The 11,787-nt window shown below is 64.7% G+C and carries 8 protein-coding genes; all 8 read right to left on the minus strand.

Features of this window, described 5'->3' with window-relative positions:
* Positions 1 to 103 precede the first annotated feature (103 nt).
* The 8 genes from ihfB to gyrA all read right to left on the minus strand — a co-directional run bounded on the left by ihfB (position 104) and on the right by gyrA (position 11,682).
* Positions 104 to 388: an integration host factor subunit beta gene (gene ihfB, locus OGL92_RS16565; protein ID WP_263145523.1), complete on the minus strand. Its 285-nt coding sequence runs from the start codon at positions 386 to 388 to the stop codon at positions 104 to 106.
* A 155-nt stretch (positions 389 to 543) separates the two neighbouring features.
* Positions 544 to 2,226 carry a 30S ribosomal protein S1 gene (rpsA, locus tag OGL92_RS16570; protein WP_263145526.1) on the minus strand — a complete coding sequence of 561 codons (1,683 nt, stop codon included), beginning with the start codon at positions 2,224 to 2,226 and terminating at the stop codon, positions 544 to 546.
* A 117-nt stretch (positions 2,227 to 2,343) separates the two neighbouring features.
* Entirely contained in the window at positions 2,344 to 3,024 is a 681-nt protein-coding gene (gene cmk / locus OGL92_RS16575) for a (d)CMP kinase (protein ID WP_263145528.1), read from the minus strand.
* Complete coding sequence (locus OGL92_RS16580; protein ID WP_263145530.1) at positions 3,024 to 5,264, minus strand: bifunctional prephenate dehydrogenase/3-phosphoshikimate 1-carboxyvinyltransferase; 2,241 nt, start codon at positions 5,262 to 5,264, stop codon at positions 3,024 to 3,026. The genes cmk and OGL92_RS16580 overlap by 1 nt, the downstream gene beginning before the upstream one ends.
* On the minus strand, positions 5,257 to 6,369 hold the full coding sequence (hisC, locus tag OGL92_RS16585) for a histidinol-phosphate transaminase (RefSeq protein WP_263145533.1): 1,113 nt from the start codon (positions 6,367 to 6,369) through the stop codon (positions 5,257 to 5,259). The genes OGL92_RS16580 and hisC overlap by 8 nt, the downstream gene beginning before the upstream one ends.
* 80 nt (positions 6,370 to 6,449) lie before the next feature.
* Entirely contained in the window at positions 6,450 to 7,547 is a 1,098-nt protein-coding gene (gene pheA, locus OGL92_RS16590; protein WP_263145664.1) for a prephenate dehydratase, read from the minus strand.
* Positions 7,544 to 8,629, minus strand: coding sequence for a 3-phosphoserine/phosphohydroxythreonine transaminase (serC, locus tag OGL92_RS16595; protein ID WP_263145537.1), 1,086 nt, complete (start codon positions 8,627 to 8,629; stop codon positions 7,544 to 7,546). Before serC ends, pheA begins: the two co-directional genes overlap by 4 nt.
* A 215-nt stretch (positions 8,630 to 8,844) precedes the next feature.
* Positions 8,845 to 11,682 carry a DNA gyrase subunit A gene (gene gyrA / locus OGL92_RS16600; RefSeq protein WP_263145538.1) on the minus strand — a complete coding sequence of 946 codons (2,838 nt, stop codon included), beginning with the start codon at positions 11,680 to 11,682 and terminating at the stop codon, positions 8,845 to 8,847.
* Positions 11,683 to 11,787: the final 105 nt, after the last annotated feature.

Consider the following 11,787-nt stretch of genomic DNA (forward strand, 5'->3'; position numbering starts at 1 on the left):
CCGAGGGAGTTGATACGATCGGAAAGGCAGGAAGGCAGCAGGCCAAAGCGAAAGTCGGCCTGGTCGAGCGCGCTGGCGTGGGGAACGTCAGCCGTAAGAGATTTCAGTCTTCTTCGTTGACCCGGTCACGCAGTTCCTTGCCTGGCTTGAAATGCGGCACGAACTTGCCGTCCAGGCAGACCGATTCCCCGGTCTTGGGATTCCGCCCGACTCGCGGTGCCCGGTAGTGCAGGGAAAAGCTGCCGAATCCACGGATTTCGATACGATCGCCGGTGGAAAGCGCCTGCGACATTTGCTCCAGCATGGTCTTGATGGCCAGCTCGACGTCTTTCGATGAAAGCTGGCCCTGGTGGGTGACGATACGTTCGATCAACTCCGACTTGGTCATCAGTTTTCCCTTCTTTTTCAAGCGGCTAGATCAGCACAACCGGTGTTGTAGCATGACCACTCCGCTTTGAACAGCCTATTAAACGACCAGAACGGAAGCCTGAAAAACAAAAAGGGCGACCGAAGTCGCCCTTTTCTTGACAGTGAAGTCAGGGATTAACCCTGGTTCTCCATCTGCGCACGGATCAGGTCACCAATGGTGGTCGGACCGGTGCTTTCAACTTCTTGCTTGCTGCGCAGTTCTTTCATCGCGTCTTTTTCGTCTTCGACGTCTTTGGACTTGATGGAAAGGCTGATTACGCGGCTCTTGCGATCGATGCTGATGATCTTGGCTTCGATCTCTTCACCTTCCTTCAGCACGTTGCGCGCGTCTTCGACACGGTCACGGCTGATTTCGGAGGCTTTCAGCGTAGCTTCGATATCGTTGCCGAGATCGATCACAGCGCCTTTGGCATCCACTTCCTTCACGGTTCCGCGCACGATGGTGCCTTTCTCGTTGAGGGAGGCGTAGTTGGAGAACGGATCGTCTTCCAGCTGCTTGATGCCCAGGGAGATGCGCTCGCGCTCCGGATCGACCGAGAGGATGACGGTATCCAGCTCGTCGCCTTTCTTGAAGCGGCGCACGGCTTCTTCGCCGGCTTCGTTCCAGGAAATGTCGGACAGGTGAACCAGGCCGTCGATGCCGCCTTCCAGACCGATGAAGATACCGAAATCGGTGATCGACTTGATGGTGCCGGAGATGCGGTCGCCTTTATTGAAGCGGCTGGAGAAATCTTCCCACGGGTTGGATTTGCACTGCTTGATACCCAGGGAGATACGGCGACGCTCTTCGTCGATATCCAGGACCTGAACTTCCACTTCGTCGCCGACTTGAACGACTTTCGACGGGTGAATGTTCTTGTTGGTCCAATCCATCTCGGAGACGTGCACCAGACCTTCCACACCCTCTTCCAGCTCGGCGAAGCAGCCGTAGTCGGTGAGGTTGGTGACGCGCGCCTGAACGCGGGTGCCTTCCGGGTAGCGCGCCTTGATGGCGACCCACGGATCTTCGCCCAGCTGTTTCAGACCCAGGGAAACGCGGTTGCGCTCGCGGTCGAATTTCAGGACTTTCACGTCGATCTCGTCGCCGACATTGACGATCTCGGACGGATGCTTGATACGCTTCCAGGCCATGTCGGTGATGTGCAGCAGGCCATCCACGCCGCCCAGGTCGACGAACGCGCCGTAGTCGGTGAGGTTCTTGACGATACCTTTGACTTGCTGGCCTTCCTGCAGGGATTCCAGCAGGGCTTCGCGCTCAGCGCTGTTCTCGGCTTCGAGGACGCTACGACGGGAAACGACAACGTTGTTGCGCTTCTGGTCCAGCTTGATGACCTTGAACTCGAGCTCTTTGCCTTCCAGGTGCGTGGTGTCGCGCACCGGGCGAACGTCGACCAGCGAACCCGGCAGGAACGCGCGGATGCCGTTGACGTCGACGGTGAAGCCGCCCTTGACCTTGCCGTTGATGACGCCCTTGACCACTTCTTCAGCTGCGAAAGCCGCTTCCAGAACAATCCAGCACTCGGCGCGCTTGGCTTTTTCGCGGGACAGCTTGGTTTCACCGAAACCATCTTCCACCGCGTCCAGCGCAACGTGAACTTCGTCACCCACGCTGATGGTCAGCTCGCCCTGCTCGTTGTAGAACTGCTCGACCGGGATGACGCCCTCGGATTTCAGGCCGGCATGGACGGTGACCCAGTCACCATCGATGTCGACGACGATGCCGGTGATGATCGCACCGGGCTGCATGTCGAGGGATTTCAGGCTTTCTTCAAAAAGTTCTGCAAAGCTTTCGCTCATGTTGATTCCTGTTGATCAAGGGCAGGGAATCTGCCCAAACCACACTCCAGACAATGTGGGTACGTTCATATAAAAAGAAGCCCGCGGGACGTGGACTGGTTTCCCGCACACTTCTTGTCACTCCACCAGGCCGCGAAGGACGGCCTCGCCGAGGATTCTCTCCAGGACCTGCTCGATGGACAGCTCCGTGGAGTCCAGCTGGATGGCGTCGCTCGCCGGCTTCAACGGCGCCACGGCCCGAAACGTATCGCGCTCGTCGCGCGCACGTATCTCATCCAGTAGACTCGCCAGACTAACACCTTCTATTTTGTTCTTCAACTGAAGATACCGACGGCGCGCGCGCTCCTCGGCACTGGCGGTCAGGAATATCTTCAGCGGCGCTTGCGGGAACACCACGGTGCCCATGTCGCGCCCATCGGCGACCAGCCCCGGCGCCTCCAGAAAAGCGCGCTGGCGCTGCAACAGGGCTTCGCGTACTGCCGGCAAGGCGGCGACCTGCGAAGCGCCGGCGCCGACCTGCTCGTTACGGATGCTGACACTGACGTCCTCGCCTTCCAGCACGATGCGCTGCTGGCCGCCTTCGAGGGTGATGAACTGCACGTCCAGATGGGCGGCGAGAACCTGCAGGGCCGCTTCGTTGCCCAGTTCCACCCGATGATTGGCGGCCGCGAAGGCCAGCAGGCGGTAGAGTGCGCCGGAGTCCAGCAATCGCCAGCCGAGGCGCTTGGCCAGCAGGCCGGCGACGGTGCCCTTGCCGGAACCGCTCGGCCCATCGATGGCGATTACCGGAACGCTCATCACGGTGCCTCTCCTTGAACCCGTAGACCGGCCTTGGCGGCCAGGCCGAGGAAGTCGGGGAAAGACGTGGCGACGTTGGCGCAGTCATGGATACGGATTGGCGCGCCGGCACGCAGGGCCGCGACGCTGAAAGCCATGGCGATGCGATGGTCGCCGTGGCTGTAGACTTCGCCGCCGCCATAGGCGCCGCCGTCGATGATGATACCGTCCGGCGTCGGCTCGGCCTTGACGCCCAAGGTGTGCAGCCCGTCCGCCATCACCTGGATACGGTCGGACTCCTTGACCCGCAGTTCCTCGGCGCCACGCAGCACGGTGCGCCCCTCGGCGCAGGCGGCGGCGACGAACAGCACCGGGAACTCGTCGATGGCCAGCGGCACCAGGTCCTCGGGGATATCGATGCCCTTCAGCCGCGCGGCGCGTACGCGGATGTCCGCCACGGGCTCGCCCCCTACTTCGCGGGGATTTTCCAGCGTGATATCGGCGCCCATCAGCTTGAGGATATCGATCACGCCAGTGCGGGTCGGGTTGATGCCGACGTGCTCGAGCACCAGTTCGGAGCCTTCGGCGATGCTCGCCGCCACCAGGAAGAACGCTGCCGAGGAAATGTCCGCGGGCACTTCGATCTGGGTCGCGACCAGGCGATGCCCCGACTCGATGCAGGCGATGTTGCCATCCACCGCCACCGGATAACCGAAGCCCTGCAGCATCCGCTCGGTATGGTCGCGGGTCGGCGCCGGCTCGGCCACGGAGGTCTCGCCGGCGGCATACAGCCCGGCCAGCAGCAGGCAGGATTTGACCTGGGCGCTGGCCATCGGCATTTCGTAGTGCATGCCGGTCAGCCGCTGTCCGCCGCGGATGGTCAGGGGCGGTCGCCCTTCGGCGGCCGTCTCGATCACCGCGCCCATTTCCCGCAGCGGCTTGGCCACGCGGTTCATCGGGCGCTTGGACAGCGAGGCGTCGCCGGTCAGCGTGGTATCGAAAGGCTGCCCGGCGAGCAAGCCGGCGAGCAGACGCATGGAGGTCCCGGAGTTGCCGAGGTAAAGCGGTCCCGGGGGGGCCTTCAGGCCCTGGATGCCGACGCCGTGGATGGTCACCCGCCCATGGTGCGGCCCCTCGATGACCACGCCCATGTCGCGGAACGCCTGCAAGGTCGCCAGCGCATCTTCGCCTTCGAGGAAACCCTGCACTTCGGTCGTGCCCTCGGCCAGCGAGCCGAGCATGATCGAGCGGTGGGAAATCGACTTGTCTCCCGGAACGCGGATGCGTCCGGACAGGCTGCCGCCGGGATTGGCCAGGTAAATCAGGTCGTTCGTGTGCATGGCGTCCACATAGGCCCGACGGGCCAGGATTTTGCTGAAGTGCTCACGGGCCATGCGGGCGCGGGTGAACACGCCCAGCAACTGATGCCCGTCCCCTGCATCGACCGCCGCGCGCAAGGCGTCGAGGTCGTCGCGAAACGCATCCAGGGTCTGCAGCACGGCCTCGCGATTGGCGAGGAAGATGTCGTGCCACATGACCGGATCGCTACCGGCGATCCGCGTGAAGTCGCGGAAGCCGCCGGCGGCATAACGGAAGATTTCCAGATTCTCGCTGCGTTTGGCCAGCGAGTCGACCAGGCCGAAGGCCAGCAGGTGCGGCAGGTGGCTGGTGGCGGCGAGCACCTGGTCGTGGTGCTCGACCTGCATGTGCTCGACATCGGCCTCCAGCGCACGCCACAGCCGGTCGACCAGGGCCAGCGGCTCGGCGTCGGTTTCCGCCAGCGGCGTGAGAATCACCTTGTGCCGCTTGAACAAGGCACCATTGGCCGCCTCCACCCCGCTTTGCTCGGAGCCGGCGATGGGATGCCCAGGGACGAAACGCGACAGCGTCGCCGGGAGAACCTGCCGGGCCACCCGAACCACGTTGCCCTTGGCGCTGCCGACATCGGTCAATACGGCTTCGCCCAGGTCGAGCGCGGCCAGTTCGCGCAGCAGCTTTTCCATCGCCAGGATCGGCACCGCCAACTGGATCACCGCGGCGCCCCGGCACGCGGCCGCGAGATCGCTTTCGCAGCGATCCACCACGCCCAGTTCCACCGCCAGTTGGCACGAACGAGCGTCGAGGTCGACCCCGACCACTTCGCGGAACAGGCCTTTTTCGCGCAGCCCCTTGGCGAAGGAGCCGCCGATCAGACCCAGGCCGATCACCACCAGCCGGCCCAGCGTAGGCGAAGCCTGTTGCACCGTCGTGACATCACCCACGCGTCAGCACCTTGGCCAAGGCCTCCAGGCAGCGGGCGTTTTCCTCCGGCAGGCCGATGGAAATGCGCAGATGGCGCGGCATGCCATAGCCGCCCACCGGGCGCACGATCACGCCTTCCCGCAGCAGGGCCTGGTAGACCGGCGCCGCCTCGCGACCGACGTCCACCGCGAGGAAATTGCCCCGCGACGGAATCCAGTCGAGGCCCAGCGCGCGCAGCCCGGCTTCCCACTGGAGCATGCCGGCATCGTTCATCCGCCGGCTGCGCGCCAGGTACTCGCTGTCGTCCAGCGCCGCGCAGGCGGCGGCCAGGGCCAGGCTGTTGACGTTGAACGGCTGCCGCACCCGGTTCAAGACCTCGGCGATGGTCGGCGAAGACAGCGCGTAGCCGACCCGCAGCCCGGCCAGGCCGAACGCCTTGGAGAAGGTCCGCGAGACCAGCAGGTTGGGATGCGCCGCCAGGTAATCCAGGCCATCGGGCAACTCGTCGCCCTCGGCGTATTCGATGTAGGCCTCGTCGAGCACCACCAGCACCCGCTCGGGTACTTGCGTGAGGAAATCCGCCAGGGCCTGGGGCCCGAACCAGGTCCCCGTGGGGTTGTTCGGGTTGGCGAGGAACACCACCCGGGTGGCGTCGTCGAGGGCGGCCAGCATGGCGTCGAGGTCGTGCCCCCAGTGCCGCGCCGGGACCGCGCGCCCCTCGGCGCCCGCGGCCTGGGTGGCGATCGGATAGACGGCGAACGCATGCTGGCTGAATACCGCATTGCTCCCCGGCGCCAGGTAGGCGCGGGCGACCAGATCGAGGATGTCGTTGGAGCCGTTGCCCAGGGTCACCTGCTCGGCCGTTACCCGGCAGCGTTCGGCGAGCCTGGCCTTGAGGTCGAAACCGTTACCGTCGGGATAGCGAGTGAGCGCATCGAGTTCGGCGCGGATCGCTTCCAACGCCTTCGGGCTCGGCCCGAGGGGGTTCTCATTGCTGGCCAGCTTGACGATGTGCGCGGGGTCCAGGTCCAGCTCGCGGGCCAGTTCGTCGACCGGCTTGCCGGGCACGTAGGGGGAAAGTTTCTGTACGCCCGGCAAGGCCAGGGCGAGGAAATCGCAACTCATGAACGAAGCCTCAGTAGCGGGCCGCGACGCCGGGCGGCCGATCGGTCGACAGCCCGCCCGCCGGCGGCCGGTCGCCGCGGTTAGAGCACCGCTTTCGGGTAGGAGCCGAGCACCTTGAGCGCTACGGCCTCGCCGTTGATTTTCTCCAGCACGTCCTTGATCAACGGATCCTTGTGGTGGCCGACGAAATCGATGAAGAACACGTAGGTCCACTTGCCGCTGCGCGAGGGACGGGTCTCGATCCGGGTCAGGTCGATGCCGTTGGTGTGGAAGGGCACCAGCAATTCGTGCAGCGCGCCCGGCTTGTTGCGCATGGAAATGATCACCGAGGTCTTGTCGTCGCCGGTGGGCGGCACTTCCTGGCTGCCGATGATCAGGAAGCGCGTGGAGTTATCCGGGCGATCCTCGATTTTCTCGGACAGCTTGGTCAGGCCATAGAGCTTGCCAGCCATGTCGCCGGCGATGGCCGCCGAATTCCACTCGCTCTTCACCCGCTTCGCCGCGTCGGCGTTGCTGGAAACCGCCACCCGCTCGACGTTGGGATAGTGGGCGTCCAGCCACTTGCGGCACTGCGCCAGGGACTGGGCGTGGGAATAGATACGGGTGATCCGGTCGGTCTTGGTGGTCTCGCCCACCAGCAGGTGATGGTGGATACGCAGCTCGACCTCACCGCAGATCACCATGTCGTGCTCGAGGAAGCTGTCGAGGGTGTGGTTGATCGCACCCTCGGTGGAGTTCTCCACCGGCACCACGCCGAAATTCACCGCACCCGAGGCCACTTCGCGGAAGACTTCGTCGATCGCCGCCATCGGCAGGCTGATCACCGCGTGGCCGAAGTGCTTCATGGTCGCGGCCTGGGAGAAGGTCCCTTCCGGGCCGAGGTAGGCCACCTTCAGCGGCTGCTCCAGCGCCAGGCAGGAGGACATGATCTCGCGGAACAGCCGCGCCATTTCCTCGTTGTCCAGCGGGCCGCGGTTGCGCTCCATGATGTGCTTGAGCACCCAGGCCTCGCGCTCGGGGCGGTAGAACACCGGCTGCTCGCCCTCGGGCAGCGAGAGCATCTTCACCCGCGCCACTTCCTTCGCGCAGGACGCACGCTCGCTGATCAGGTCGAGGATCTTCTCGTCGAGGCTGTCGATGCGCAGGCGCAGTGCCTTGAGTTCCTGCTCGTTCATCAGCCGCGCTCCTTCTCGAACTCGGCCATATAGGCCACCAGGGCCTCGACGGCATCCAGCCCGGTGGCGTTGTAGATCGAGGCGCGCATACCGCCGACCGAACGGTGCCCCTTGAGGTTGAGCAGGCCGCGGGCGTCGGCGCCGGCGAGGAAAGGCGTGTCCAGGCGCTTGTCCGGCAGGCGGAACGGCACGTTCATCCAGGAACGGTCGGGTACCGCGATCGGGTTGGCGTAGAAGCCACTGCCGTCGATGTACCCGTAGAGCAGGTCTTTCTTCGCGCGGTTGCGACGTTCCATCGCGGCCACCCCACCCTGCTCCTTGAGCCACTCGAAGACCAGGCCGGCGAGGTACCAGGAGAAGGTCGCCGGGGTGTTGTACATGGAGCCGTTGTCGGCGGCGATCTTGTAGTTGAGCATCGTCGGGCAATGGCTGCGGGCGCGGCCCAGCAAGTCCTCGCGGACGATCACCACCACCAGGCCGGAGGGGCCGATGTTCTTCTGGGCGCCGGCGTAGATCAGGCCGAAGCGCGAGACGTCGAGGGGGCGCGAGAGGATGTCCGAGGACATGTCCACCACCAGCGGCACATCGCCGGTCTGCGGAATCCAGTCGAACTGCAACCCGCCGATGGTCTCGTTGGAGGCGTAATGCAGATAGGCGGCATCCCGGGTGGTTCGCCACTCCTGCTGGGCGGGGATCGCCAGGTAATCGCTGTCCTTGGCGCTGGCAACCACCTGTACGTCGCCGTAGCGGCGCGCTTCTTCGATGCTTTTCTTCGACCAGATGCCCGTATCGACATAGTCGGCGCTGCCGCCTTCCGGCAGCAGGTTGAGGGGAATCTCGGCGAACTGCTGGCTGGCGCCGCCCTGCAGGAACAGCACCTTGTAGTGGGACGGAATGGCGAGCAGGTCACGCAGATCCTGTTCGGCCTTTTCGGCGATGGCCACGTAATCGTCGCTGCGATGGCTCATCTCCATCACCGACAAGCCCTTGCCCTGCCAGTCGAGGAGTTCCGCCTGGGCACGCTGCAGGACGGCATCGGGAAGCGCGGCGGGGCCGGCGCAGAAGTTATGGGCGCGTTTGCTCACTGCTGTTCTCTCTCGATTCGTTGCACAAGCGCTTGTCATGCGAGGAAGACCGGGAGCGAGCGGTCCGCCGGGCGTGAACGAGCAATCTGACCGACGCGCCCCGTCACGCGGGCGCCTTTACCTCACCTGCCGGCAGTGCATCGCGGGACGAGGCGCCTTGCGTTCGCCTCGACCCACCGGGGCCCGTCGCGTCGCGAGCGGGCCCGCGCCTGCCGTCATTCTTCGTCGACGTCGCCCGGAACCACGTCCGGCGGAACGTCGCCGCCACCGCCGAGCAATTCTTCCTCGTTCGGCTCGGCACTGACCACCGGCAATTCCTTGTCCAGCACCTCGTCGTCCAACGAGGCTTCGATTTCTTCCAGCTCTTCCTCGACCGAAGGCTCCTGGACGCGCTCCAGGCCGACCAGGGTCTCGTCCTTGGCCAGCTTGATCAGGGTGACGCCCTGGGTGTTACGGCCGGAACTGGAGACCTCGTGGACACGGGTGCGCACCAGGGTGCCCTGGTCGGAAATCAACATGATCTCCTCGCCTTCGTGCACCTGGATAGCACCGATCAGTTTGCCGTTGCGCTCCTTGGTGACCATGGCGATCACGCCCTGGCCGCCACGGCCGCGGCGCGGGAACTTGCTCAGGGCCGTGCGCTTGCCGAAACCCCGCTCGGAGGCGGTGAGGATCTGCGCCCCCGACTCGGGAATCAGCATGGAAATCAGTTGCTGGTCCTTGCCCAGACGCATGCCGCGGATGCCCCGCGCGCCGCGCCCCATTACCCGCACGACGCTCTCGGCGAAACGGATCACCTTGCCGGCGTTGGAGAACAGCATCACTTCCTTGGCGCCATCGGTGATGGCGGCCGCGATCAGGGTGTCGCCTTCCTTCAGTTTCAGGGCGATCAGGCCACTGGAGCGCGGGCGGCTGAACTGCGACAGCGGGGTTTTCTTGACCGTGCCCAGCGCCGTGGCCATGAAGATGTAGGCGCCGGTGGGTTCGGCCACCAGCTCCGCGGTTTCGCCGTCGACTTCCTCGACATCGGCGACTTCGATCGCCTCTTCCGCCTCGAGCACTTCGCCTTCGATCACGCCATCCTCGGCGTCGTCCAGCTCCTCGTCGGCGCCGGAGCTCTGCTGCAGGGCTTCCAGGTCGACCTGCAGCATGGCGGTGATGCGCTCGCCCTCATCCAGCGGCAGCAGGTTGACCAGCGGCCGACCCCGCGCGGTGCGCGAGGCTTCCGGGATTTCGTAGGTCTTCAGCCAGTAGACCTTGCCCTTGCTGGAGAACAGCAGCAGCGTGGCATGGCTGTTGGCGACCAGCAGGTGCTCGATGTAGTCCTCGTCCTTCACCCCGGTGGCCGACTTGCCGCGGCCGCCGCGACGCTGCGCCTGGTAGGTGCGCAGCGGCTGGGACTTGGCGTAGCCGCCGTGGGAAATGGTCACCACGCGGTCTTCTTCGGTGATCAAGTCGGCGATGGTCAGATCCACCTGGGACGCGACGATCTCGGTGCGGCGCTTGTCGCCGAATTCCGCCTTGATCTTCTCCAGTTCCTCGCGGATCACTTCCATCAGTCGCACGGGGTTGGTCAGGATGCGGATCAACTCGCCGATCTGGGCGAGGATTTCCTGGTACTCGGCGAGCAGCTTCTCGTGCTCCAGGCCGGTGAGGCGGTGCAGGCGCAGGTCGAGGATCGCCTGGGCCTGGTCGGGCGACAGGAAATACTTGCCGTCGCGCAGGCCGTACTGCGGATCGAGATCCTCCGGACGGCAGACGTCGGCTCCGGCGCGCTCGACCATGGCTTCCACCGCGCTGGATTCCCAGGGCGTGGAGATCAGGCGTTCCTTGGCCTCGGACGGGCTCGGCGAGGCCTTGATCAGCGCGATCACCGGGTCGATGTTGGACAACGCCACCGCCTGGCCTTCGAGCACGTGGCCGCGTTCGCGGGCCTTGCGCAGCTCGTAGACGGTCCGCCGGGTCACCACTTCGCGGCGGTGGCGGATGAAGGCTTCGAGCATGTCCTTGAGGTTGAGGATCCGCGGCTGGCCGTCGACCAGCGCCACCACGTTGATGCCGAACACGCTCTGCAACTGGGTCTGGGCGTAGAGGTTGTTGAGGATCACCTCCGGCACCTCGCCACGGCGCAGCTCGATGACCACGCGCATGCCGTCCTTGTCGGACTCGTCGCGCAGCTCGGTGATGCCCTCGATCTTCTTCTCTTTCACCAGCTCGGCGATCTTCTCGATCAGCCGCGCCTTGTTCAATTGATAGGGCAGCTCGCTGACCACCAGTTGCTGGCGCCCGCCGACCTTGTCGATGTCCTCGATCTCCACCCGCGCGCGGATGTAGATGCGACCGCGGCCAGTGCGGTAGGCCTCGATGATGCCCGCCCGGCCATTGATGATGCCGGCGGTAGGGAAGTCGGGACCGGGGATGTATTGCATCAGGTCGTCGACGGTCAGCTCGCCGTTGTCGATCAGCGCCAGGCAGCCATCGATGACTTCGCCGAGGTTGTGCGGCGGGATGTTGGTGGCCATGCCGACCGCGATGCCGCTGGAACCGTTGACCAGCAGGTTGGGCACCTTGGTGGGCAGGACCGCCGGGATCTGCAGGGAACCGTCGTAGTTCGGCACCCAGTCGACGGTTTCCTTGTCCAGGTCCGCCAGCAGCTCATGGGTCAGCTTGAACATGCGCACTTCGGTGTACCGCATGGCGGCGGCGTTGTCGCCGTCGACCGAACCGAAGTTGCCCTGGCCGTTCACCAGCATGTAGCGCAGCGAGAACGGCTGCGCCATGCGCACGATGGTGTCGTACACCGCGGTGTCGCCGTGGGGGTGGTACTTACCGATGACGTCGCCGACCACGCGGGCGGATTTCAGATAGGGCTTGTTCCAGTCGTTACCCAGCTCGCTCATTGCGTAGAGCACCCGGCGATGCACCGGCTTCAAGCCGTCGCGCGCGTCCGGCAAGGCCCGCCCGACGATCACGCTCATCGCGTAGTCGAGGTAGGACTGTTTCAGCTCGTCTTCGATATTGACCGGGAGGATTTCTTTGGCCAGTTCACCCATGAGAAGCCTGGTTCCTTGTTGTCAGCGAGGTCCTGCATTAAGCGCGGGATGGTAACACATGGAGCGGCCCGTCTGGAGGCTCGCGGCGGCGGGAAAACCACCGCC

It is taken from the genome of Pseudomonas sp. RIT-PI-AD, from assembly GCF_025642785.1.
Classification (GTDB): domain Bacteria; phylum Pseudomonadota; class Gammaproteobacteria; order Pseudomonadales; family Pseudomonadaceae; genus Pseudomonas_T.

What these genes read in the sequence shown, in the direction of transcription:
- ihfB (WP_263145523.1), bottom strand. Translation starts at nt 388, where the DNA reads ATGACCAAGTCGGAGTTGATCGAACGTATCGTCACCCACCAGGGCCAG.
- rpsA (WP_263145526.1), bottom strand. Translation starts at nt 2,226, where the DNA reads ATGAGCGAAAGCTTTGCAGAACTTTTTGAAGAAAGCCTGAAATCCCTC.
- cmk (WP_263145528.1), bottom strand. Translation starts at nt 3,024, where the DNA reads ATGAGCGTTCCGGTAATCGCCATCGATGGGCCGAGCGGTTCCGGCAAG.
- hisC (WP_263145533.1), bottom strand. Translation starts at nt 6,369, where the DNA reads ATGAGTTGCGATTTCCTCGCCCTGGCCTTGCCGGGCGTACAGAAACTT.
- gyrA (WP_263145538.1), bottom strand. Translation starts at nt 11,682, where the DNA reads ATGGGTGAACTGGCCAAAGAAATCCTCCCGGTCAATATCGAAGACGAG.